The sequence below is a fragment of the Methylotenera versatilis 79 genome (assembly GCF_000384375.1).
GTDB lineage: Bacteria > Pseudomonadota > Gammaproteobacteria > Burkholderiales > Methylophilaceae > Methylotenera_A > Methylotenera_A versatilis_B.
Window position 1 is genome coordinate 1,832,659 of record NZ_ARVX01000001.1, and the last position, 23,879, is coordinate 1,856,537.

21 protein-coding genes and 1 other RNA gene are annotated in these 23,879 nt (G+C 42.3%); 6 read left to right on the forward strand and 16 right to left on the reverse strand.

Features of this window, described 5'->3' with window-relative positions; genetic code table 11:
- The first annotated feature begins 9 nt into the window (after positions 1-9).
- Positions 10-2,148 (forward strand): two-component system response regulator, encoded by a 2,139-nt coding sequence (locus tag METVE_RS0108910; protein WP_020168126.1) that lies wholly within the window; start codon positions 10-12, stop codon positions 2,146-2,148.
- 97 nt (positions 2,149-2,245) lie between these two features.
- Here the strand turns inward: METVE_RS0108910 and METVE_RS0108915 are convergent, their stop codons facing one another.
- Positions 2,246-3,658: a DEAD/DEAH box helicase gene (locus METVE_RS0108915; RefSeq protein ID WP_020168127.1), complete on the reverse strand. Its 1,413-nt coding sequence runs from the start codon at positions 3,656-3,658 to the stop codon at positions 2,246-2,248.
- A 37-nt stretch (positions 3,659-3,695) separates the two neighbouring features.
- On the reverse strand, positions 3,696-5,543 hold the full coding sequence (locus METVE_RS0108920; protein WP_020184106.1) for a DEAD/DEAH box helicase: 1,848 nt from the start codon (positions 5,541-5,543) through the stop codon (positions 3,696-3,698).
- 386 nt (positions 5,544-5,929) lie between these two features.
- On the opposite strand from METVE_RS0108920, the gene typA reads away from it, so the two are divergent.
- Positions 5,930-7,750 carry a translational GTPase TypA gene (typA, locus tag METVE_RS0108930; RefSeq protein WP_036297948.1) on the forward strand — a complete coding sequence of 607 codons (1,821 nt, stop codon included), beginning with the start codon at positions 5,930-5,932 and terminating at the stop codon, positions 7,748-7,750.
- Positions 7,751-7,836: 86 nt separating this feature from the next.
- Here typA and METVE_RS0108935 read toward each other — a convergent pair whose 3' ends face one another.
- From METVE_RS0108935 to guaB, 6 genes are all read right to left on the reverse strand, one after another.
- On the reverse strand, positions 7,837-9,432 hold the full coding sequence (locus METVE_RS0108935) for an ABC-F family ATPase (protein ID WP_020168131.1): 1,596 nt from the start codon (positions 9,430-9,432) through the stop codon (positions 7,837-7,839).
- A gap of 97 nt (positions 9,433-9,529) precedes the next feature.
- Entirely contained in the window at positions 9,530-10,132 is a 603-nt protein-coding gene (locus METVE_RS0108940; protein ID WP_026362088.1) for a nitroreductase family protein, read from the reverse strand.
- A gap of 42 nt (positions 10,133-10,174) precedes the next feature.
- Positions 10,175-10,687, reverse strand: coding sequence for a GreA/GreB family elongation factor (locus METVE_RS0108945; RefSeq protein WP_020168133.1), 513 nt, complete (start codon positions 10,685-10,687; stop codon positions 10,175-10,177).
- A 70-nt stretch (positions 10,688-10,757) separates the two neighbouring features.
- The gene (locus tag METVE_RS0108950; protein ID WP_020168134.1) at positions 10,758-11,210 is read right to left on the reverse strand and encodes a hypothetical protein; all 453 of its coding nucleotides are present in this window, start codon (positions 11,208-11,210) and stop codon (positions 10,758-10,760) included.
- Positions 11,211-11,296: 86 nt separating this feature from the next.
- The gene (gene guaA / locus METVE_RS0108955; RefSeq protein ID WP_020168135.1) at positions 11,297-12,883 is read right to left on the reverse strand and encodes a glutamine-hydrolyzing GMP synthase; all 1,587 of its coding nucleotides are present in this window, start codon (positions 12,881-12,883) and stop codon (positions 11,297-11,299) included.
- 131 nt (positions 12,884-13,014) lie between these two features.
- Complete coding sequence (guaB, locus tag METVE_RS0108960; protein WP_020168136.1) at positions 13,015-14,475, reverse strand: IMP dehydrogenase; 1,461 nt, start codon at positions 14,473-14,475, stop codon at positions 13,015-13,017.
- Between the two features lie 266 nt (positions 14,476-14,741).
- Between guaB and METVE_RS0108965 the strand changes: the two genes are divergently transcribed.
- Positions 14,742-15,263, forward strand: coding sequence for a DUF4124 domain-containing protein (locus tag METVE_RS0108965; protein ID WP_020168137.1), 522 nt, complete (start codon positions 14,742-14,744; stop codon positions 15,261-15,263).
- 60 nt (positions 15,264-15,323) lie between these two features.
- Here the strand turns inward: METVE_RS0108965 and METVE_RS0108970 are convergent, their stop codons facing one another.
- Positions 15,324-15,638: an RnfH family protein gene (locus tag METVE_RS0108970; RefSeq protein WP_020168138.1), complete on the reverse strand. Its 315-nt coding sequence runs from the start codon at positions 15,636-15,638 to the stop codon at positions 15,324-15,326.
- Between the two features lie 21 nt (positions 15,639-15,659).
- Complete coding sequence (locus tag METVE_RS0108975; protein WP_020168139.1) at positions 15,660-16,097, reverse strand: type II toxin-antitoxin system RatA family toxin; 438 nt, start codon at positions 16,095-16,097, stop codon at positions 15,660-15,662.
- A 171-nt stretch (positions 16,098-16,268) separates the two neighbouring features.
- On the opposite strand from METVE_RS0108975, the gene smpB reads away from it, so the two are divergent.
- Complete coding sequence (gene smpB, locus METVE_RS0108980) at positions 16,269-16,718, forward strand: SsrA-binding protein SmpB (RefSeq protein ID WP_020168140.1); 450 nt, start codon at positions 16,269-16,271, stop codon at positions 16,716-16,718.
- Positions 16,719-16,833: 115 nt separating this feature from the next.
- Positions 16,834-17,200, forward strand: a transfer-messenger RNA (tmRNA) gene (gene ssrA, locus METVE_RS12700).
- A gap of 38 nt (positions 17,201-17,238) precedes the next feature.
- Here the strand turns inward: ssrA and trhO are convergent.
- Genes trhO through METVE_RS0109005 form a run of 5 tightly spaced genes read right to left on the reverse strand, consistent with a single transcriptional unit; the run spans position 17,239 to position 22,777 of the window.
- A complete protein-coding gene (gene trhO / locus METVE_RS0108985; RefSeq protein ID WP_020168141.1) occupies positions 17,239-18,192 on the reverse strand; it encodes an oxygen-dependent tRNA uridine(34) hydroxylase TrhO in 954 nt (317 codons plus the stop codon).
- A gap of 48 nt (positions 18,193-18,240) precedes the next feature.
- Complete coding sequence (locus METVE_RS0108990; RefSeq protein WP_020168142.1) at positions 18,241-18,927, reverse strand: formylmethanofuran dehydrogenase subunit C; 687 nt, start codon at positions 18,925-18,927, stop codon at positions 18,241-18,243.
- Positions 18,924-19,847, reverse strand: coding sequence for a formylmethanofuran--tetrahydromethanopterin N-formyltransferase (gene fhcD / locus METVE_RS0108995; protein WP_020168143.1), 924 nt, complete (start codon positions 19,845-19,847; stop codon positions 18,924-18,926). The genes METVE_RS0108990 and fhcD overlap by 4 nt, the downstream gene beginning before the upstream one ends.
- A gap of 6 nt (positions 19,848-19,853) precedes the next feature.
- A complete protein-coding gene (locus METVE_RS0109000; RefSeq protein ID WP_020168144.1) occupies positions 19,854-21,521 on the reverse strand; it encodes a formylmethanofuran dehydrogenase subunit A in 1,668 nt (555 codons plus the stop codon).
- Positions 21,518-22,777: a formylmethanofuran dehydrogenase gene (locus METVE_RS0109005; protein WP_232415300.1), complete on the reverse strand. Its 1,260-nt coding sequence runs from the start codon at positions 22,775-22,777 to the stop codon at positions 21,518-21,520. The genes METVE_RS0109000 and METVE_RS0109005 overlap by 4 nt, the downstream gene beginning before the upstream one ends.
- Positions 22,778-22,889: 112 nt before the next feature.
- On the opposite strand from METVE_RS0109005, the gene METVE_RS0109010 reads away from it, so the two are divergent.
- Positions 22,890-23,360, forward strand: coding sequence for a DUF2721 domain-containing protein (locus METVE_RS0109010; protein ID WP_332309917.1), 471 nt, complete (start codon positions 22,890-22,892; stop codon positions 23,358-23,360).
- A gap of 74 nt (positions 23,361-23,434) precedes the next feature.
- On the opposite strand, the gene METVE_RS0109015 is transcribed toward METVE_RS0109010, so the two are convergent.
- On the reverse strand, positions 23,435-23,740 hold the full coding sequence (locus METVE_RS0109015) for a DUF5666 domain-containing protein (protein WP_020168147.1): 306 nt from the start codon (positions 23,738-23,740) through the stop codon (positions 23,435-23,437).
- Positions 23,741-23,879 lie beyond the last annotated feature (139 nt).

Consider the following 23,879-nt stretch of genomic DNA (forward strand, 5'->3'; position numbering starts at 1 on the left):
AGGTGCTGTGTGAAAATTTTAGTTGTAGAAGATGATGAGAACTCTAGGCAGTTATTAGAAACCGTATTAACGGCAAAAGGCTATGAAGTCGCCAGTTTTGATAATGGTTTAAAAGCGTTATCTCATCTACAAACCCAGGATGTCAATCTGATTATTTCAGATATTTTGATGCCAGAAATGGATGGATACGGCTTATGTCGTGCCGTTAAACAAAATCAAAACCTGCAGCATATCCCACTTATTTTTTACACCGCGACTTACACCTCAGAGCAAGACAAAAAATTTGCCTTATCACTTGGCGCAACTAAGTTTTTAATCAAACCTATGTTAATGCCAGAGTTAATGGATATTATCGACGAAGTTTTAAATTCAAATGGGCCAGCAGACTTACCCAGAAGTCGCGGATTATATCGCGGTAGCCCGCTTAAACTGGATAAACAGCATGCAGATCGCGTACGCAGCAAACTAGATCAAAAAATAATTGAGTTGAGTGAAGAAAGAGAAAAACTCATCGCCAGTGAAGCGCGTTTTAGAGATTTTGCCGAAGCCTCTGCAGATTGGTTTTGGGAATCAGATGAGTACTTAAAAATTTTCGCGGTGACTGGCGGGCCAAAAGGCTTAAGTTTTTACAGTCTGACTGATTTGGCAGAAGCTTCTCATAGCCACAGCTCTAACGAAATGCTGAAAACCTTGCAAGGGCATAAACGCTTTTCGGATTATGTCGTGCACTTTACCGATGAAGCTGGAAAATTGGTTTATTTGCGCGTGTCGGGCAAGCCTGTATTTGCAAATAATGGCAATTTTGTTGGTTATCGTGGCGTAGGTCGCGACGTGAGCGAAACGATTGCGCTAAATCGCAAAGTCGAGTTTTTGGCATCGCATGATGAGTTAACTGGTTTGCCGAATCGCAGCATGTTCAGGCAGCGATTGGAACATGCTGTCACAAAAGCGGCGCGTACTGGTAATCAAGTTCTATTACTATTTTTTGATTTAGATCATTTTAAAATGGTCAACGATACGCTTGGTCACGAAGTGGGCGACCAACTATTGATTATGGCGACTAAGCGCATCACAGAACGCGTGCGCGCAACGGATGTGTTATGTAGGCTGGGCGGTGACGAGTTTGTGATGATTATGGAAGGCGCATCGCCGCAAGATGGTCATCGTTTAGTGCGTGACATCATTGCGGCATTTTCCGTCCCGTTTGAGATGCATCAGCAAAAAGTATATAGCACGGTCAGTATAGGCGTCAGCGTTTATCCCGATGACACGACTGATACGCAAACGTTATTGGTCTATGCCGATTTAGCGATGTATCGCGCCAAACAAAATGGTCGAAATGACTTTGAGTTCTATACTACTAATCTTAATTTTATTGCGCATCAATGGTTGGAAATGGAACATGGTATTCGCCATGCGCTGAAAGAAAAACAGCTGTTTATTATGTATCAACCGCAATTGGAAAATACGCATAATCAATTGATTGGAATGGAAGCATTAATTCGCTGGCGACATCCAGAGCGAGGCCTCATTCCGCCATTAGAATTCATTAAAATTGCAGAGCAATCTTCGCTGATCAATCAAATTGGCGAATGGGTGTTAGAGGCAACTTGTAAGCAAATGCGCGCATGGCTGGATAAAAAATTTAACGTGCCGCGCGTGTCGATTAATATTTCTGCGCGCCATTTACGTTCAGATAATTTAATCAAAATGTTGAATGCTATACCCGCAAAATATGCGATTACGCCATCCATGTTGTGTATTGAAATTACCGAATACGCGCTGTTAGAAGAAGTCGATGTTGTTAAAAACAATATGCGCTTAATTAAAGATTTGGGTTTTCATATTTCGCTAGATGATTTTGGTATGGGGCATTCATCGCTGTTATATCTTAAACGTTGGGCCGTGGATGAAGTGAAAATTGACCGTTCATTTGTCGATGGTTTGGTCAATAGTGAAGAAGACCGCGTCATTGTTAAAGCGATTGTTGCTCTCGGTGATGCGCTGGGCTTGGATTTAGTGGCAGAAGGAGTAGAAAATCAAGAGCAAGCGGATATTCTAATTACAAGCGGATGCAAAAAAGTACAAGGCTATTTCTATTCGCCGCCATTAGAAGCAAAAGAAATGGAAACCTGGCTTAAAAAATAGCTTTCAAGTTTATTATTATTCAATTTTTGAAAAGTTAACCATAAAAAAGCGTTAAGTTTCTCGTTTAAATTCAACAAGCTTAACGCTTTTTATCTCACTATTTTTGAATCGTTCTATTAGTTAACTTTAACCCACCTAATAAAGCCGCTATAGGCGTTTTGCGCGAATTTGCTGGAAAACGCGTATTGCTGTTAGTTGTCTGTTGAATAGTTGGCTCATAAGGTTTATCAAACCAAGGATCTTTTGATGGTTTACGTGTGTGTTGGCGCGGTTTAGCAGCATGGCGATTCGAATCAAGCTTGTCGTTATCTTGCTGCGGTAAACTGCTGGTTTTCTTGCTGCTTGTTGCGCTAGATTGGCGTGTCGCTTTTGCCAAAACTGTCGCATCTGCCTGTACTTTTTCAATACTGCGTTTAATCAGCTTTTCAATTTCTGCTAAATATTTTTCTTCATCTTCACTGACCAAAGAAATAGCCACACCACTTGCACCCGCACGGCCTGTGCGGCCAATGCGATGCACATAATCTTCTGGCGCACTCGGTATTTCGTAATTAATCACCATCGGTAAGTCACTAATATCTAAACCACGTGCCGCTACATCGGTTGCCACTAAAGCGGTGATTTTGCCTGCTTTAAACGCATCTAAAGCTTCAATGCGTTCTTTTTGACTTTTATCGCCATGAATCGCATCGGCAGTAATGCCTTCTTTTTGTAAAGCGCGGCTTAATTTGCTGGCAGTGATTTTAGTCTTGGTGAAAATAATCACCTGCTGACTATTAGATTCACTTAATAAATGCGTTAACAATGCTTGTTTATCGTTTTGCGCAACCAAATACACTTTTTGAGTAACATTATCATTGGTCGCATTGCTACGAGCTACTTCGATTAATGTGGGGTTCGTTAAAAAGTCATCGGCTAATTTTTTAATCTCATTAGAAAACGTAGCAGAAAACATCAGGTTTTGACGCTGTTTTGGCAGTAAAGCCAAAATGCGTTTCAAATCGGGCATAAAGCCCATGTCTAACATTCTGTCCGCTTCATCTAAGACTAAAATCTGTACTTGCGATAGATTCAGTGTTTTTTGCTCAACATGGTCCAGCAAACGGCCTGGCGTTGCCACCAAGATTTCAATACCAGTTTTTAAGTGCGGTGTTTGGGTTTTAATATCCACGCCACCAAACACGACTAAACTTTTAAGCGGTGTATATTTAGCATAAACCTTAATACTTTCTTCCACTTGTATCGCCAATTCGCGCGTTGGCGTTAGCACCAATGCACGTATAGGATGTTTTGCGGGGGAAGTGCTAGGGCTTGCAAAAGGCAATAATTTTTGCAAAATCGGCAGCGCAAAAGCTGCCGTTTTACCTGTACCTGTTTGTGCACCAGCCATCAAATCCAAACCTTGCAATGCCAACGGAATGGCTTTGGCTTGAATAGGCGTTGGCGTTGTGTAACCAGTTTCGCTGACCGCTTTTAACAGCGGTGCAGCGAGACCTAGTGCATCAAACATAATGGGTTCAGTGGTTGTATCCATTTAACTGGTTTTCTTATACAAAGCTACGTGGGCGACGTGGTGCAGAATCTCCACCACTGCGTGCTGGACGGTCGCTAGTTGGACGCGGACGTGGATTACCAAACTTTTCGCCGGTGTTATTTCTTGGTGCTGCACTGCGTGGAGCATCGCCGCGCGGAGCTGAGCGTGAACCTTCGCGATTTGGTCTGTCACCAAAACTGCCTTCTGGTTTACGCGCATAAGGCCTGTTTTCTGTTGTTCGTGGAGCACCAGTTCTATCACCTGTTTTTCCGCCGAAACCTTTGCTTAATTCGCGTGCGAATTGCATATCGGTATCTTTAGTATAGCTACGGCTATTGCCATCTACTTCGCGTGAAGTAGTTGAGCGGTTGTTTTCATTGCTATTAGCAAAACGATCGCTGTTACGTGCTGGACGCTCTGAGTTTGAAAACGCAGGTTTGTCACCAAAAGCAGGGCGGTCGCCGAATGAGCGAGCAGGACGTGCGCCATCATGTGTGCGCTCTTTGTTACGGTCGTTAAAGCCGCCAGAACGTGCACCATAGGTTTTTTCACCTGCTGGTTTTTCGCCCATGATTCTATCGCCGAAACTACCGCGGTTATTGTCACGTGATTGGTAACCGCCACGGTCACCTGGTTTGTGTGCAGAACGTTCGTTACGGCCACCACGGTCACTGCGGTCACCATTGCCACGTCTTGCGCCATCTTTGCCAGAACCAGTGCTAAAGCTGCGTTTTGGTTCAAAGCCTTCAACTACAGTTGCGTCTAGTTTTTGACCAGTATATTGCTCGATTTTGCGCAATAAATGCCTATCCATATTCGATGCAAATGAAATCGCGATACCAGTTTTACCAGCGCGACCAGTACGACCGATACGATGTACGTAATCTTCCGCAAATTTTGGTAAATCGTAATTGATTACGTGGCTAATACCTTGCACGTCGATACCACGCGCTGCAACATCGGTTGCAACTAATACTTTTACATCGCCCTGACGTAATTTAGTCAAAGTACGGTTACGCGCACCTTGTGTCATATCACCGTGCAACGCGGCTGTTTTGTGGCCAGCTGCATATAAGTCTTCTGCCAACACATCGGCATGACGCTTAGTGCTAGTGAAGATAATCGCTTGGTTCATGTCTGGTGCGATCAACAAATGCTCAAGTAATTTGTTTTTATGCGTCATGTCATCTACAAAATGCATACGTTGTTCAATATTGGCATGTTTTTCTTTTTGGCCAGCAACTTGAAGTGTGATTGGATTGGTTAAGAATTGTTTACCAATATGCATGATGCCATCTAATGTGGCTGAGAATAATAGTGTTTGACGCTCTTTAGGCAAAGCCTCACAGATGCGTTCTACATCTGGCATAAAGCCCATATCTAACATACGGTCTGCTTCGTCCAAAATCAACATTTGCAAACGGCTTAAATCAATACGGCCGCGTTCCATGTGATCAATAAAACGACCTGGTGTGGCGACTAAAATATCCAATGGTTGTGAAAGTAATTTGTTTTGCAATGGGTAAGGCATACCACCGACGATACTGACTGTACGTGCGCGAATATATTTACCATATTTACGTGCAGCTTCGTTCACTTGAGCCGCTAATTCGCGTGTTGGAGTTAATACTAAAATACGTGGGCCACGGCTGCTTAGTGCATGCGGTGTAGCCAATAAGTTAAGTGCTGGCAATGTGAATGCCGCTGTTTTACCTGTACCAGTTTGAGCAGAAGCCATGATGTCACGGCCTTCTAAAGCGGGTGGAATCGCTTGTGCTTGTACAGCAGTTGGGGTTTCATAGCCTGCTTCAAGCACGGCACGTAGAATGGTTGGGTGTAGATTTAATGAATCAAAAGACAAAATAATGTCCCTTTCTAATAAGTACAAAAAGGGCGCAAGCAATCACATTTATGTTGAATGATTTTTCAACATAAAACGCGTAAAGCATATATTTATAAAAACAATATTTTAAATGCTTTTTACCAGCGCACGGGCATAGCCGCTAACCAGTAAAAGATAGATTGCTTGTATAAAAGAATCTATATGATAGTTGCTTCAACATTTCACGAGCAACAATTGGGTCAGGGCAATGAGTCTAAAACTAAACTTTTATTGCTAACTTAGCTTTAAGTTGTGCGCATTATAAGCATTAATTTTACTTTGTCAAAGGTTTATTCTGGTTTAATCAGCAGTTAATGGCTGTTTATGTGTTAAAATCGCGCCCTTTCAAACCAATGGCTTCATCTATGTCTACACCTAATTCTCGAAATCTGCGCAACGTCGCTATTATTGCCCACGTTGACCATGGTAAAACCACCATGGTAGATAAACTTTTACAACAAGCTGGTACGTTTGCTTCTCACCACGCAGTGGTTGAGCGGGTGATGGACAGCAACGATCTTGAAAAAGAACGTGGCATTACCATTTTGGCTAAAAATACTGCCTTGGTTTACGAAGGCACACATATTAATATCGTCGATACGCCAGGCCATGCGGACTTTGGCGGCGAAGTTGAACGTGTATTAGGTATGGTGGATGGTGTGGTCTTGTTAGTGGATGCCGTTGAAGGCCCAATGCCACAAACGCGTTTCGTCACTAAAAAGGCGTTAGCGCTTGGTTTAAAACCAATCGTGGTGATTAATAAAGTAGACCGTCCTGGTGCGCGAACTGATTGGGTAATTAATCATACCTTTGATTTGTTTGCTAACTTAGGTGCAACCGATGAGCAATTAGACTTTCCAGTAGTTTACGCTTCAGCTTTAAATGGCTTTGCGATGTTGGATATGAAAACACCGTCTGACAATATGCGCGCGTTGTTTGAAACCATTATCAGCCATGTTGCACCACCAGCGGGTGACCCTGCAGCGCCATTGCAAATGCAAATTTCAGCTTTAGATTATTCTACATATACTGGCCGCCTTGGCGTTGGTCGTGTCACAAACGGCAAAATCAAAACAGGTCAAGCTGTGACGATTATGAACGAAGATAAACAAGTCTCGACGGGTAAAATTAACCAAGTGCTTGGTTTTAAAGGTCTTGAGCGTGTGCCAGTTGAAGAAGCTGAAGCAGGCGATATCGTGATTATTTCTGGCTTGGATGAAATTGGTATTGGCTTTACGATTTGCGATCGCGAAAACCCAAAAGGTTTACCGCATCTAGGTGTGGATGAACCAACGCTGACGATGGACTTTATGGTAAATACCTCGCCTTTAGCAGGTACAGAAGGCAAATTCGTTACTTCACGTCAGATTCGTGACCGTTTAACAAAAGAGCTTTTAGTGAATGTGGCTTTACGCGTGGATGAAACAGCCGATGCGGATATCTTCCGCGTTTCTGGCCGTGGCGAACTGCATTTAACGATTCTATTAGAGAATATGCGTCGCGAAGGCTTCGAAATGGCAGTAGGTAAGCCAAAAGTGGTATTCCGCGAAATTAACGGTGAAAAATGTGAGCCATACGAAATTCTAACGGTAGACTTAGAAGATGATAACCAAGGTGCTGTGATGGAAGAACTAGGCCGCCGCCGTGGTGATATGATCAATATGGAGTCTGACGGTAATGGTCGCACACGTTTAGAGTATAGAATTCCAGCGCGTGGCTTAATCGGTTTCCAAGGCGAGTTTTTGACATTAACACGCGGTACAGGCCTGATGGCACATATTTTTGATGAATATGCGCCAGTGAAAGCGGATATGCCAGGTCGTCGTAATGGTGTATTGATTTCTTCTGAGCAGGGCGAAGCAGTTGCTTACGCGTTATGGAAATTGCAAGATCGCGGAAAAATGTTTGCTGTTCCTGGTGATAAATTGTACGAAGGCATGGTGATTGGTATTCACAGTCGCGATAACGATTTAATTGTTAACCCGATTAAAGGTAAACAATTAACCAACGTGCGTTCATCTGGTACTGATGAAGCCGTGCGTTTGATTACACCAATCGCATTAACCTTAGAATCAGCAGTAGAGTTTATTGATGATGATGAGTTGGTTGAAATTACACCAAAAACAATCCGTATTCGTAAACGTTACTTGCTTGAGCATGAGCGTAAACGTTCTGCAAAAGAATAGTTAACACTTTAAATGATGCAATAAAAAAGCCAGCGAAAGCTGGCTTTTTTGTTTAAAAATAATGGTTAACTATTCAACACTCTGATTTACTCAACACCTTGGCTTGCCAAATAATCTTCATAATTACCCGTGAAGTCGACAATGCCATCTGCCTTGATTTCAATGATTCGCGTGGCGATTGAGCTAACGAATTCACGGTCATGGCTGACAAAGAACAGCGTACCTTTGTATTTATCCAAAGCGGTATTTAATGCTTCAATCGATTCCATATCCATATGGTTGGTCGGTTCATCCATCAGCATCACGTTGGTGCGTGCTAGCATCATTTTTCCGTATAACATACGACCTTTTTCACCACCAGATAACACTTTGACAGATTTTTTGGTATCGTCTCCACCAAATAACAAGCGGCCAAGCATGCTGCGTACCACTTGGTCATCGTCACCTGCTTGGCGGTAGAGCGTCATCCATTCAAACAAATCTTCGCCGTTTTCAAACTCGTATTCGTGATCTTGCGCAAAATAGCCAATGGTAGCTTTTTCTGCCCATTTCACTTCGCCATGGTTAGGATGCAAATCTCTAGCCAGACAGCGTAAAAAAGTCGTTTTACCAATACCATTTTCGCCGATAATCGCCACTTTTTCGCCAGCCTCAAACATTAACTCAACATCATTGAATAATATTTTATCGAAGCCATGACTGACTTTTTTAAGCTCTACCGCATTGCGGTACAGCTTCTCTCGCTCATCATATTCAAAGCGGATAAACGGATATTGACGGCTTGATGGCTTAAATTCTTTAATTTCAATTTTATCAATTTTTTTAGCGCGGCTGGTTGCTTGCTTGGCTTTTGAAGCATTGGCAGAGAAGCGGCGCACGAAATCTTGTAACTCGGCGACCATCTGCTTGGCCTTGTCATTATCTTTGGTTGCTTGCGCGCGTGCAGCAGTGCTCGCTTCCATATAATCATCATAATTACCTGGATACATAGCAATTTTGCCAAAATCCATATCGCAAGTGTGCGTACATACTTGGTTTAAAAAGTGACGGTCATGCGAAATAATGACCATGGTGCAATCACGATTATTCAGTACGTCTTCTAACCAGCGAATGGTGTTGATGTCCAAGTTATTGGTTGGCTCATCCAGCAGCAAAATATCTGGATTAGAAAACAGCGCTTGTACTAACAAAACACGTAATTTCCAACCTGGTGCGACAGCACTCATTGGTCCGTTGTGCTGTTCGATAGGAATACCTACGCCTAATAACAGCTCACCAGCACGTGCTTCAGCGGTATAACCATCAAACTCTGCAAACACGCCTTCTAGTTCAGCAGCGTGCATATAGTCGTCTTCTGTCGCCTCTAAATTGGCGTAAATGGCATCGCGCTCTTGCATGGCTGCCCACATTTGCTCATGGCCCATCATTACAACGTCTAGTACGCGTTGATCTTCATAAGCAAACTGATCCTGGCGAAGAAATGCCATACGTTCATGGCTATCGATTGAAATATTGCCTGCGGTAGGTGTTAACTCACCAGCCAGCACTTTCATATAGGTGGATTTTCCACAACCATTGGCACCGATTAAACCATAGCGATTACTATCGCCAAATTTGACAGATACGTTTTCAAACAGTGGCTTTGCGCCAAATTGCATGGTGATATTGTTACTAATTAACACAGTGATACCTTAAAAATAATGGTGAATAAGTTGAGCGTAAATACTGAAGTTTTGATTTTAGAATTTCGCTTTTAGAATTTGTTTTTAGAAATAGTGATTAGAATTTATTGTAAGTAACAACTTCGTTAAAATCTAACTGCCCAGCGCGTTGCATAGCGGGTTTAATGGCCTTGCCAACCGTAATAAACATGGCTGGAACATGGTCAGCTGGTATGTTGATTAATTTTGCTACCGCATCAAAATCAAATCCATCCATTGGACAAGTGTCGTAACCCATTTCTTTTGCCGCCAGCATAATAGTTTGCGCGGCAATGCCACATGAACGCATCGCTTCATCGCGTTGTACGCGCTCATTATTTTCGTAATAATGGCTAATCGCAGGGACTAATTGGTCTTGCACAACTTGTGGCGCATTGGCCCAATAACGGCTTGGTTGTTTTGCCCAAGCTTGTAAATCGGCGGTTAATATAATGAGTAAAGAGGCTTCTTCCACTTGTGCTTGATTCCAACTGACTGCACGAATTTGCTGACGCAGGACAGGATCAGTCACCACCACAAAACGCCAATGCTGAATATTAAATGCAGTGGGCGATAACAGGGCGAGCGACAACAATGACTCAATTTCTGCCTGTGTCATTTTATGATTGGTATCGTAATGTTTGATCGAGCGGCGAGTTTGTATGGCTTCAATAACGTTCAAAATGCTTAATCCCAAAAAATCAATAATATTGTCAATAGTATTTTAAGAATACTGTATTGCGGTAATGGTTAACTCTTGGTTACCAGCAGGCCGCAACCAAATAACTGCTTCGTCTAATTTATGCCCAATTAAAGCTTGGCCAAGCGGCGATGTGTAGCTGATTTTATTGGCTTTGATATCCGCTTCATCTTCGCCCACAATCGTATAAATATGGTTGTTACCAGCTTCATCTTCAACTGTAACTACTGCGCCAAATACCACTGTTTGGCTATCTGCCTTTGCTTGCGTGGCATTTTCTCCGATAATAAGCGCGCTTTCTAAGCGCGCTGCTACATAACGTAAATCGCGATTAACGACTGCTAATTGCTGCATTGCAGTTTGGTCATCTTTTTTACTGCTTAAATCTACACGCTGCTTTTCCAGTGCTTCTGCTAAATCTTCTAACTGTTTATAACCATTTATTGTGACGTAGTTGGCATGCTGGCTGATAGGCCGTTCTGGCACATCGGTACCAGCATGTTCTAAATCATCTTCTTTAACAAATCCGCGGCTCATAAAAAAGTTTAAGCCAAGCGTAATAAAATAAGCTTGGCTTTTTAGGCTTTAAATTTAATTTAATCCATTATTAAATTGGCGTATCAATAAATTCAATCGCCACATCATTGTATGCGGCTAAATCGGTCAATTTTTGGCGCGTTTCTTTTGCGCCAATTACAATCACTTTTGAGCCACTTATTTTTTCTTTGTTATTAGTCAGCGCTTTTGCCAGCGTAGTTCCTGTTAATGATTCATCCTCACCTGCCACAATTACTGTGCGGGTTTTAAGCGCAAGGCTACTTGTAATAGCAACTACTTTGCCATTGTTAACACCTTTTTCAACCGCACAATTGGCTAAATGCGGCGCAATAAATCCGTTGGGCGCATCAATAAACACTAATGTATTTTTTTCGTCAGGGTATTTAGCATTTACAGCATCAAAAATCTTTTGTGGTTGTTGATTGTAAGCGTGTTTATCTGTGGCACAGGCAGCAAGTGTCAGCAGTAACATGCTAAAAATTACAAATTTTGCTAGCTTCATTGTGCGTCCTTTTCAAAATTACATCGCATCATATCATAATGAAAAAACGTAACCTATTGATAAATCTAAAAAATTAAGTAAATTGCTTATTCCCACTCAATGGTTGCAGGTGGTTTTCCAGAAATATCGTACACCACACGGTTAATGCCTCTAACCTCATTGATAATGCGATTAGACACTTTTCCTAATAAAGCATAAGGCAGTTCTGCCCAATGCGCGGTCATAAAATCACTAGTGACAACGGCACGTAATGCCACAACATAATCATAAGTACGGCCATCGCCCATTACGCCAACCGACTTAACCGGTAAAAACACTGCAAAAGCTTGGCTAGTCAATGCATACCAACTTTGGCCTGTTTTTTCATCAATGGTATTGCGCAGTTCTTCAATAAAAATAGCATCAGCACGGCGCAATAAATCGGCGAATTCTGTTTTAACTTCACCTAAAATGCGCACGCCTAAACCAGGGCCTGGGAAAGGGTGGCGATAGACCATATCGTGCGGCAAACCAAGTGCCACGCCTAATTCGCGCACTTCATCTTTAAATAGATCGCGTAATGGTTCTAATAGTTTTAGCCCTAGCGTTTCAGGCAAACCACCAACATTGTGGTGACTTTTAATCGTCACGGCTTTTTTGGATTTTGCACCGCCAGATTCAATCACATCTGGATAAATGGTACCTTGCGCCAGCCATTTTGCATTACTTAATTTTTTAGCTTCGGTTTGAAATACTTCAACAAATTCGCGCCCAATAATTTTGCGTTTAGCTTCAGGCTCGCTCACACCATTTAGATGTCCCATAAATTGCGCAGTGGCATCCACGCGAATCACTTTTACATGCAAACGGCCAGCAAACATATCCATCACCATGTCGCCTTCATTTAAGCGCAATAAACCGTGGTCTACAAACACACAAGTAAGCTGGTCGCCAATGGCACGATGGATAAGCGCAGCGGCAACTGAAGAATCGACACCGCCCGATAGTCCTAAGATCACTTCTTCATCGCCTACTTGCGCTTTGATTTTGGCAACCGCTTCTTGAATATAGTCACCCATAATCCAGTCAGGTTTTGCTTGGCAAATCTCTAAAACAAAACGCTCAAGCATGGCTTGGCCCAATTTGGTATGCGTGACCTCTGGATGGAACTGTACGCCGTAAAATTTACGCGCTTCATCTGCAAAAGCGGCAATCGGTGTCGTTTCGTTACTGGCGATTACTTTAAAATTTGGCGGCAACTCCGTGACTTTATCACCGTGACTCATCCATACATCAATCAGACCATGACCTTGTTCATTGTTACGATTTTGAATATCACGGAATAGTGCAGAATGACCACGTGCGCGAATTTCAGCATGGCCAAATTCGCGTTTAGTACCAGCTTCCACTTTGCCGCCCAATTGTTGCGCCATGGTTTGCATGCCGTAGCAAATACCCAAAACTGGCACGCCAATTTCAAATACAGCTGAAGGCGCGCTATCTGTTTCCGCCTCATATACGCTGGCATGACTACCAGAAAGAATAATGCCATCTGCATTAAAACTTTTGACAAAGTCATCTGAAACATCGCAAGGGTGAATTTCACAGTAAACATGTGCTTCACGCACGCGACGCGCGATTAATTGGGTGACTTGTGAGCCGAAATCGAGAATGAGAATTTTTGAGTGAGACATTTTTATCAATGCTAAAAGTTAGAGGCGACTGATTTAATCGATAAACCAGTCGCCTTTATTTAAATAAATGAATCAATTACGGAGATTAACTTTATCGCGAGTTAACCCATATTTAATGAGCAAAAAGTGAATTAGTCGATTCTGTAATTGGGTGCTTCTTTGGTAATCTGTACATCATGTACATGGCTTTCGCGCATGCCTGCACTGGTGATTTGTACAAATGCAGCTTTCTCACGCATTTGGGTAATATTCGCCGCGCCAACGTAGCCCATCGATGCACGTAAACCACCCATTAACTGATGGATTACCGCTAACACACTACCTTTGTAAGGCACGCGACCTTCAATACCTTCTGGCACTAATTTGTCTGCATTGCCATTGTTATCTTGGAAATACCTATCAGAAGAGCCTTTTTGCATCGCGCCGATTGAGCCCATGCCGCGGTAAGATTTATAAGAACGGCCTTGGAATAACTCCACTTCACCAGGCGCTTCTTCAGTGCCTGCAAACATGCCGCCTAACATCACAGAGTATGCGCCCGCTGCGATGGCTTTTGAAATGTCGCCAGAGAAGCGAATGCCGCCATCTGCAATAAATGGCACGCCAGTGCCGCGTAACGCTTCTTCTACGTTGCTGATGGCTGAGATTTGCGGCACACCTACGCCAGCAACGATGCGTGTGGTACAAATTGAACCTGGACCAATGCCGACTTTAACGCCATCAGCACCCGAATCAACCAACGCTTTTGCAGCATCTGCAGTCGCAATATTGCCGCCGATGACTTCAATATGTGGGTAATTTTTCTTTACCCAGTTGACACGGTCTAAAACGCCTTGCGAATGGCCATGCGCGGTATCGACAACAATCACATCGACACCAGCAGCAGCTAATGCGGCAACGCGCTCTTCAGTTTCAGCGCCAACACCAACCGCTGCGCCAACACGCAATCTACCTTTGCTGTCTTTACAAGCAAATGGATGATCGTGCGATTTTTGAATATCTTTAACAGTAATTAAACCTTTAAGTGTATCGATTTCATCAATCACCAGCACGCGTTCTAGACGATGCTGGTGCAGCAAGTGAATCACTTCTTCTTTACTCGCACCTTCGCGCACGGTGATTAAACGCGCACGCGGCGTCATAATATTGCTAATCGATTGATCTAAATTCGTTTCAAAGCGTAAATCACGATTGGTGACAATGCCGACTATTTTGTTGCCATCGACCACTGGTAAACCAGAAATCTTGTGTTTGAGTGTCAATGCTAAAACATCACGCACAGTCATATGTGGCTGGATAGTTACCGGATCATTCACTACGCCAGATTCAAAACGTTTCACGCGCGAAACATGCGCTGCTTGTTCAGCGGCTGTCATATTTTTGTGGATGATGCCCAGGCCGCCTTCTTGCGCCAACGCAATGGCTAATGGCGCTTCGGTAACGGTATCCATCGCGGCAGAAACCAGCGGGATGTTGAGTTTGATATTGCGGGTGAGTTGTGTGCTGAGGTTAACTTCGCGTGGCATGACCACAGAGTGCGCAGGAACGAGTAAAACATCATCAAAAGTAAGAGCTTGTTGCAGCAAACGCATGAGTAATCCTTATTTCCAAAACGAGATTATACCGATTTGCAACACTTATTAAAAGTTGAACAATCAATTGTGTTAAGAAATCGGTTAAAAATCATCCACTCATAGCTAAATTAAGCATAGTTACGTAAACTTAATGCATAGCAATGCCGTTGTTTGCATAATCTAAACTTAAAATCGTTCAGTAAACTTTAATTATAATAAAAATTATCGGCAAATATTATCGCTAAGTATTGTCGTTAAGTAATGATAACTATATTGGGAAAAAAATGAGATTTGACCATTTGATTGTAGTGTTAGCAGTATTTATAGCGCTGCCAAGTTTAAGTTACGCAGAGCTTTACAAGTGGAAAGATAAAAATGGGCAAATGCAATATACCGATACGCCGCCACCTTCAAATATCAAACTTGAAAATCTCAAAGGCAAAAAAAACTTAAGCCCAACAGGTAAAGAGCCATTGTCAACGGTTACCAATCCGCAGGCAGTGCCCGCAGCTGCTCCGCGCACCTTTATTGAGCCACCGACGTCAACAGCAAACCCAGAAGATGCTGCCGCAAAAATACGTCAACAAAATGCGGAAGCAGAAAAAAAGAACAAGCAGGAAAAAGAATCCCAAGCCAAATTAAAAGCAGAAAACTGCAAAGCGGCAAAGGCTAACTATGAGTCGTATGCACAAGGTGGGCGCATTTACAAGATGAATGAAAAAGGTGAGCGCGAATATATGGACGATGCGGGTTTAGAGCAGGGCGCTAATAAAGCGCGCGGTGAAATGGCGAAATATTGTAACTAATTAAGTGTTAAGTATTTAAAGTAATAAGCTCTTTAATAGCATATTTTATTAACTGCTTTTTTACTTGTTTTTCCTCGCTATATTTTCTTTATTTGCATTTTGTGCGCGTTGCCTGCGCACTACCTTTGGATCCACAATTAATGCGCGGTAGATTTCAACTCTATCTAAATCCCGTAAGCTTGCATTTAGCTTGGTTAACTTGCTAAAGATGCCAATTTTATTCACCTTTAAATCAATCTCAGGAAATTGTTGCAAAATACCTGATGCGTAAATCGCGGTTTCAACTGTGGATTCTTGTGAAATTTTTACCGTTAAGATTAATTGCTTATTTGGCAATGCATAAGCAACTTCAACTGTAATCAATGCTTTATGCATATTCAACGCGTACTGAATACGCTATTTTTCAGCGTAAACCTTGTCGGCTCTGGCAACGAAGCCATCTACAAATGTATTAGCAATATGGCTGAATACCGGCGCGATTATTTTCTCTAAAAGATTATTGGCGAATTCATAATTTAATCTAAATTCGATTTTGCAGGCATCAGGTCGCAACTCAATAAAATGCCAATGACCATCCAACTGTTTAAATGGCCCATCTTTTAACTTGATCTCCATGCGGTGTGGAAATTGTTTGATGTTTTGAGTGGTGAATTTTTGCTTTAATCCATGGTAATTGATATGCAAAGTCGCGCTGGTGGAGGTTTCAGTGCGTTCGTGCAAATCAACACCGCCGCACCAAGGTAAGAATTTTGGATAATCTTCTACTGCATCTACTAACGCATACATTTGCGCGGCAGAGTGCATGACCAAAACCGTTTTTTCAACCTTATTCATCCATTCTTTCTATCAATCAAACCTGACTTTGCTAAATTTGATGAGTCAACTTATTCCGTTAAGTCATTCGCTCACAAGTGCTTCCTATCATTTTTTGTTTGATAAAAAGAATGTGGATATTTATTAGCGTAAAATGCTATTTTAAGTTAAAACCCAATAAATGTTTGCAATATGAGCATCGCCCAAAATAAAAAAGCCTTTTTTGATTACTTTATCGAAGATAAATACGAAGCGGGTATTGTGCTGGAAGGCTGGGAAGTAAAAGCCATTCGTGATAATCGCGTTAATCTGAAAGAAGCTTACGTCATCATTCAGCGTGGCGAAATTTACATCATCGGCTGCCATGTCACGCCATTAGGCGCAGCTTCTACGCATGTTCGTCCAGATGCGATTAGAACGCGTAAGCTATTGTTGCATAATGAAGAAATCATCAAACTAATAGAAAAAGTAGACCGCGCAGGTTATACGATTGTGCCGCTAGATATGCATTTTTCAAAAGGGCGCGTAAAAATTCAAATTGGTCTGGCAAAAGGTAAAAAACAACACGATAAACGTGATACTGAAAAAGCCAGAGATTGGGAACGCGAAAAAGGCCGTATTATGCGCGCGCATAACAAATAATTTTTTGAACAATTTTAGTGGTTAAGTATCATAAGATTACTGTTCAATATTAAGTTGCAAGGCTAATCAAACCAGATTTGCTTATATAAATTAGCGTATAATTGAATTCTGTTTTGGGGCTGACCAGGTTTCGACGTGGGTTACAAAGCAGTGCAGGGCATACCGAGGCTCAGATTACCTCGTAAATACAGCTGAAACAAGTATAGTCGCAAACGACGAAACTTACGCTCTAGCAGCTTAGTTCTGCTAGACGCTGCACCATCTCTCCCGTGGGGTGGGTGGCCTTAAAACCATCGCAGCGTCATATACACGGGATACGTTTTACGTTGGGTTACTTAGCGTAAAATTAACCTTAAGGTGACTCGTGTGCAAACTGCTTGTCTGTTGGTGTGTTGCACATTAAATCAAACAACAAGGCTAAGTATGTAGAACTGTCTGTGGAGGATTTGCGGACGCGGGTTCGATTCCCGCCAGCTCCACCAATAATAAAAAAGCCACTCTTTGAGTGGCTTTTTTATTATTATTTTTGCTTTTCACCAATATGCGCTTCTCCGCGTTGATTGGCTAAAATTACTTGCTTTTGCCTTTCGGTTAAACTCGCGCGCTTTTCCTCACTAATCGTGTTGTAGCAGTAAGGGCAGGAAATGCCAGGAGTGTATTGGGGGCTTTGCATTTCAGCGGGTGAGAGCGGATGACGACAGGCGTAGCATTGATCAAATTCGCCCACTTCTAAATTGTGTTTAACCGCTACGCGCTGGTCAAAAACAAAACATTCGCCTTGCCACAGACTATCTTTTTCATCCACCGTTTCTAGATATTTTAAAATGCCGCCTTGCAGGTGATACACCTCTTCAAAGCCTTGGTCCATCATGTAGCTGCTGGCTTTTTCGCAACGAATTCCGCCCGTACAAAACATGGCGACTTTTTTGTGTTTGGTTTTATCTAGGTTTTTTGCCACGTACTCTGGAAATTCGCGGAATGTAGTCGTTTTGGGGTCAATTGCACCTTTAAAAGTGCCAATATCTACTTCGTAATCGTTGCGTGTATCAATCAAAATCACATCAGGATCGCTAATTAACGCATTCCAATCTTGTGGTTTTACATAAGTGCCGACTAGTTTGGTTGGGCTAACGCCTGCAACGCCAAGCGTCACAATTTCTTTTTTTAGTTTTACTTTCATGCGGTAAAACGGGTGTTCATCAGCAAACGACTCTTTATGTTCTAAATCCGCAAATTTGCCTTCAAAAATAGGTTCAGATCTTAAAAAATGCAGTACTTTTTGAATATCGTCAGACAAGCCAGCAATAGTGCCGTTGACACCTTCACTTGCCAGTAATATCGTGCCTTTAATATGATGCGTTTCGCAGGCAGCAAGAATAGGCGCTTGTAAGTCAGTGTAATTAGGCAGGCTGACGAATTTATATAGGGCGGTTGTTAGATACTTTTGCTGGGTCTTGGGTTTTATTTCAGGCATGGTGATACTTAACAATTACTAAAAAAGCTATTTTAACACCTTCAATAATTAAGCAGAAACATTGGTATTGCAAATGAGTATTTCGCCGTTGCCATCACATGCTAAATCGCCAGCATAACGCTGTACACGTAAGTTTTTAAGTGCATTAAATGGTGTGTTGAATGCACTAAACGATTTGAAAAGTAAGGCTAAAAATGGCAAGGTGTGTGTGCCGCAATCTTGAATCGTGGCATGTAATTTAGGTGTTTGCGTGAGTAGGATCGTGCCGCGTTTCATGGCAAATCCAGTATTGCTGCCTATGTTGCCATAAATGCCGATTGTGCCGGCAATCATGCGACTGCCGCAATAGTCGCCAGCGTTGCCAGCGATTAAAATTAAGCCGCGCCGCATTTGATCACCAACACGATCATTAGCATTGCCATGGCAAATGATATTGCCGCCACGCATATTTGCACCTAAAAAATCGCCGCAATCACCTTCAATGGTGATTGTTCCGTGCGACATTTTATGGCCAATATAATCCAGTTGATGATGCGTGTTTTTGAAAATAATATGATTGGCGTCTGTTCCTGAAATATCAAAGCAATCGGTAATTTTTGGTGAGTTTTTAGTGTTAAGTAAGCTTAAGTTTTCGATTTGAGCGGCAGTTAAGTTAGCCAAAATGTTAGGCGTTAAGCGGCGGCAATCAATGTTGTACGCCGAATCCGATTTAGGCGTGAATGTAAGCGCACTCATGATGAAGCGACACCCATAATTTCATGTAATTTAAAATGATGTGGGCCCAATTTTCCGCCATAATTACCTGCGGAAATACGCCTTACGCCGCTGACTTCACCTAAATCGCAAATGGCTTGAATGCCAACGCGTATGGATGTTGCGATATCATCAAATGACAGCCCATCAATCACAATTTCCATCACGCTTTCAATCTCGTCACTTAACTCACTATTCACCAAACCTTTTAATGTTGGACAAAAAGCATCATTGGTTGAGGCGAACATTTTCGGATATTTGCTGCCCACTTTAGAGCCAGATCTCACTACGCCGCCTGGAAATGGCATGATGACATTGGGCACTTGTTTCATGGCTTCAATCGCAGTTTCTGCTGCGTGCAAAGCGGCAGTTTGCGAGGTGGCTAAAATCAAAAAATTACCACCACCAATCGCGCGTACCATTCCAGTGGTTTCCTGCACGAGAAATTCGCCGTCCATCACAGGAATGCGCCAATAGCGCTTTGATTTTCCATTGCTATCTTGGATAAGTTTAGACGTTTGATAACCATCGCCAAAGTAGCGCAAATGTTTGCCTAAACTGATTTGATCATCAGATTCAATGCCTGCAAACGCAGCGGCGGTAGGGCAGGTTAGAATACATTGCCCCATGCGGGTTTCCAGCTGTTGCATTAATACTTTGCTGCCCATCGCAAACATTAAAATACTGATGCCTGGTCTGCCATCTGGCGTTTCATCTGCCGATAACTCCCGCTCAATTCCTGCCTCAACGCCACAGCCAATCACACTGGTAGCAAAACCTGTCATGGCGTTTGCAGCGTGATAAGCCCATTTATGGTTGAGTGCCGTGATAATCACGCGCGTGCCGCGCATATTGAATGCTTCCGCGAATGTGTCATCGATTTTTATTGAGTTGATAATCATGCGGTTTTAAAGTTGATTCGTGTGAGTGATAATGCCACCGCGGCCATCTTCGGCGATTTCATCATTCGATATTTTAAAGTTATCTAATTGAATCGTATGGTATTTATCGAAATATTGTTTCAAACCTTGTTCCACACCAATATCGAATGCAGGTTTTGCCGTATGCGTTTTACCCCAAACCACTTTGATTACTTTGCCATCTTTTACAACCAATTCACCATCTTTAAATACGTAATCAGGCTTGGCAAACATGGCTTCACGGTTCGGTTGATCTGTGTAAATTGTAATATCTGCCGCTGCGCCAACGCCTAAATAGCCGCGATCATTTAAGCCGATTAATTTAGCCGCGCCTGCACGCGTCATAATCGCGATTTCATATAAGCTATATTCGCGATCTAAACTGGTTAAGTTGCTCATCGCTTGCGCGTCTAGGTTAAGTTTGGCAAACGCTTCATTTCTAAAATTTTTATCCATCAGCAAGCGAATCAAATGTGGATAGCTTGTAAACGGCGCGCCATTTGGGTGATCTGTCGTTAAAAATATGCGCCACGGATCTTCAACTGACAGAAAAATTTCCAATCCAATCGCCCATTGCAGCGCGTTTACATAATTTTGATCACGATATTTAAACGGCACCACGCCACAGCCCGCATCGCATTCAATATCCATAATCACTGATTTTTTTGGATTGGCGTGCTTGGCGTTTAGGTGCTGCATCATGCTATCGCCAGAAGCAGTGACAGTTTGTCCGAACAGAATTTGCCCAACATCGGCGGTGATGTGTTTGTTTTTATTTAATGCTTCTGAAATTTGAGCGGCGGCGGATGAGAATTTTTTGTCGCCTTCTGCACCGTAACTGTGAAATTGAATATGTGTCAAATGCATGGGTACGCCGTCAGACGCACCCATCGTATTGAGTGTGGTTTCAAAATTTCCTGCGGCGCCCAAATTGTTGCAATGTACATGCAAAGGCTTGGCGATGCCTAAATCATGCACTGCACGACTTAAACTTTTTAGAATTTGGCGTGGTGAAATTTGGTAATGACTATGATTTTCGTCTAAATCTAATCGGCGTTGATTGAATTTAAATGCCGAAATGCCACCAGGATTAACCACTTTAATGCCAATTGCTTGTGTCGCGTGCAATGTCCATGCAACGTAGTCATTAATCACTTTTTGGTCTGCATTGCTACTTAATAGGCGCAAAAAGTAATCGTCATTGCCGAGCATGGCGTAGCCGCCTTTGTCTATCATCGGTGTGTCAGCCATTTCAAGATGTGCCTGGCGTGCATTAATCGGCAAAATCGCAGGCTCAAAAGCAGCGGTATAACCCATTTCAATATATCTAAAGCCGGTATCGCTGGTATTTGGCGTTGCGTGATGGTTGCAATTCGGCGTGCAAATATGCGCTTCTGGTTCGCTATAGCTTTTGCTTTCTTGGAATTCGGGCAACATCATGCGCGCGATATTTACCTTGCCACCACCGATATGGCTGTGCATATCAATCGCGCCAGCCATCACAATTTTTCCAGTTAAATCAAGAGTTTGGCTTATTTTTTCATGGCTGGCTGGCTTGGCAATAATTTTACCATCGCGAATATAAATATCCTGTACAACACCATCTGCACCCATGACTGGACAGTAAATTCTGCCATTTTTTAAATGTGTAATCACTTAAGCAAAGCCTCAATCTGGCGCGCAACTTCACTTAATGTCGGCAAATTATTTTCACGTACTTTTTTTAATGGCAGAATCACAGCTGAATCCACTCTAAATAATGTGCCGCCGCAATCTAAGCCGGGTGTGGCAATGGGGATAAATACATCGGGCGTTTGTTCGAGTTTTGTATTGGCATTACCTAAAACAATCAATGGGTGAGGTGTTTGTGTTGGCAATATTTTGGCATTAAAACTATTTACCCAAACTATCGCATCATGGTCAGTTTTTTCATTATTAAGGCTAAAACCACTCAACCAAGTATTGGCGTTATTGGCGGTTGTATCACCATCGCTGCCACCTAGTGATAAGCCTGCCGCGCGGCCTGTGCTGTTGTTATCATTTTGGTTAAGTAAAGCCACTGTTTCGGTAATGCTTTGAATCGTAAGTTCTGCATGTGGAAAATCTAGATCCTTTGCAATCCAAGCCAGCACAGCATATTTGGCTTTTTTTAATTTGTCAGCCACTGCGATTAAATCACTTATTTGAATACCAGCCACGCTTAGTGTTTTCAGTATTTTTCCAGCGATTAAAGCACGTAAAACCGCCATTATTTCAGATAAATCAGCTGTGCTGCAATTGAGTGAGGTGGGTTGTTTGCCATCTGGTGAAGCGCCTGCTTTGGTGTTGAGATTTTCGCCAATATAAATCACTTCACGTTGCTTAGAATCTATAAACATGGCGTCAGATTGTTGATTACTTAACCATACAAAACGCTCAAAAAATCGCGTGTTGTGCGAAACAATGTCCGTGCCAATACACACAATCACATCTGCACGATTTTTTACTTCAGTCAGCGTTGTCGTTTGCCAGCCAGAACTTTGTAGTACCGCCATATTACGCGCCATGCTTTGCGCGTTTATGTGTTGTAAGCTGCCATTGGTTTTATTCGCCAAATTATAAATGGCACGAAAACCTTGCACATCCGTACTTAAGCCTGCAAATAAAGGTTTTTTGCTGGTTTTTAATAAACCTGCAGCGTGTGAAATTGCTTGTTTTAAAGTAACAGATTCACCATTAATTTTTGGTGAGTCATCACTTAAAGGTTGCTCAAAAAACTGGATGCTTTTTGGACAGGCCGTATTTAAAACCTTGATGCGTGATTGTTTATTTTCAATGAGTACATCGTCGCACAACAAACCGCAAGCTGGGCAGGTGGCGACTATTGTTTTCATATTACCTTGTGTGTTCACGTTATCTTGCTTTATTTCCATGATGAGATTTTGCCACAATTCGTGCCGGACATGCTTTTGATTTTCATGCTTTTAACTTTCAAGCGATACCGTTAAAATGGGTTTAATCCATTATTTTGAATACAAAAAGCATATGCAAATTATTACCGAAAATTTAACCAACGTCGCACATGTGATTCAATTAGCCGTTGCACCTGTATTTTTGCTAACCGGCATCGGCGCCATTTTAAGCGTACTTACAGGCCGACTTGGCCGAATAGTTGACCGTTATAGAGTGCTAAACGAAACGGAAATTGCATTGCCTCAAAATAAATTAAACGAGTTATCTATATTATCTGTTCGCGCATCGTGGGTGCATTGGGCCATTACGCTATGCACCGCATCTGCACTGTTTGTTTCACTGGTTATTGGTGCTTTATTTGTAGGTGCAGTGGTCCATATTGACCCATCGCGCATCGTTTCAATTTTATTTATTGTCACCATGGCAAGCTTGATTGTTGGCTTAGGTTGTTTTCTGCGCGAGATATCGTTATCGGTTCATATTTTTGATGCGAGTAAAGACGATGCTCGAAAATCACTCAAAACTTTAAAGCGCAAGAATTAAATTGAGTGAGTGAAAGTGAATAAATGAAAAAAGAGGCTATAGCCTCTTTTTTTGTAACAAAAATCTTCAGTTAATTATTTTTTACCACATTTAACTGGCTTGGCAGACTCAAGCTCTTTTACTACACCTTTTTTGTGCTCAACTTCAACACATGAGCCCACAACTAACGGGCCGTGATCATTATCAATTTTCGTTTTATCCGTCACTTCAACCTGTTGACCACTAACGACCCAAATGCCAGGATTTTCAGCCGGACGGCTTTCAACGGTGCCGTAAAATTCTTCATCTGCAAAAGCAGGGTTGCTTAATGCAAAACAGCTAGCTGCAATCAATAAGCCTGCCTTTAATGAAAAAAGTGGATTAGTTTTAATCGTATTCATATCATTCTCCTAAATTAAGCGGTGAAATCAGTTTTTAACAACTGAGGTGTAATACGAATATTAGTGAACATCATCTACCTAACGTATAGGATAGATACGGATTTTTTTGTAGGAATTGATGAGGTCTTTTATTAATTTG

Bases quoted from the DNA above. Each gene is read 5' to 3' on its own strand.
- METVE_RS0108915 (WP_020168127.1), bottom strand. From the start codon at position 3,658: ATGTTTGATGCACTAGGTCTCGCTGCACCGCTGTTAAAAGCGGTCAGC.
- typA (WP_036297948.1), top strand. From the start codon at position 5,930: ATGTCTACACCTAATTCTCGAAATCTGCGCAACGTCGCTATTATTGCC.
- METVE_RS0108945 (WP_020168133.1), bottom strand. From the start codon at position 10,687: ATGAGCCGCGGATTTGTTAAAGAAGATGATTTAGAACATGCTGGTACC.
- METVE_RS0108950 (WP_020168134.1), bottom strand. From the start codon at position 11,210: ATGAAGCTAGCAAAATTTGTAATTTTTAGCATGTTACTGCTGACACTT.
- guaA (WP_020168135.1), bottom strand. From the start codon at position 12,883: ATGTCTCACTCAAAAATTCTCATTCTCGATTTCGGCTCACAAGTCACC.
- guaB (WP_020168136.1), bottom strand. From the start codon at position 14,475: ATGCGTTTGCTGCAACAAGCTCTTACTTTTGATGATGTTTTACTCGTT.
- METVE_RS0108965 (WP_020168137.1), top strand. From the start codon at position 14,742: ATGAGATTTGACCATTTGATTGTAGTGTTAGCAGTATTTATAGCGCTG.
- METVE_RS0108970 (WP_020168138.1), bottom strand. From the start codon at position 15,638: ATGCATAAAGCATTGATTACAGTTGAAGTTGCTTATGCATTGCCAAAT.
- METVE_RS0108975 (WP_020168139.1), bottom strand. From the start codon at position 16,097: ATGAATAAGGTTGAAAAAACGGTTTTGGTCATGCACTCTGCCGCGCAA.
- smpB (WP_020168140.1), top strand. From the start codon at position 16,269: ATGAGCATCGCCCAAAATAAAAAAGCCTTTTTTGATTACTTTATCGAA.
- trhO (WP_020168141.1), bottom strand. From the start codon at position 18,192: ATGCCTGAAATAAAACCCAAGACCCAGCAAAAGTATCTAACAACCGCC.
- METVE_RS0108990 (WP_020168142.1), bottom strand. From the start codon at position 18,927: ATGAGTGCGCTTACATTCACGCCTAAATCGGATTCGGCGTACAACATT.
- fhcD (WP_020168143.1), bottom strand. From the start codon at position 19,847: ATGATTATCAACTCAATAAAAATCGATGACACATTCGCGGAAGCATTC.
- METVE_RS0109005 (WP_232415300.1), bottom strand. From the start codon at position 22,777: ATGGAAATAAAGCAAGATAACGTGAACACACAAGGTAATATGAAAACA.
- METVE_RS0109010 (WP_332309917.1), top strand. From the start codon at position 22,890: ATGCAAATTATTACCGAAAATTTAACCAACGTCGCACATGTGATTCAA.
- METVE_RS0109015 (WP_020168147.1), bottom strand. From the start codon at position 23,740: ATGAATACGATTAAAACTAATCCACTTTTTTCATTAAAGGCAGGCTTA.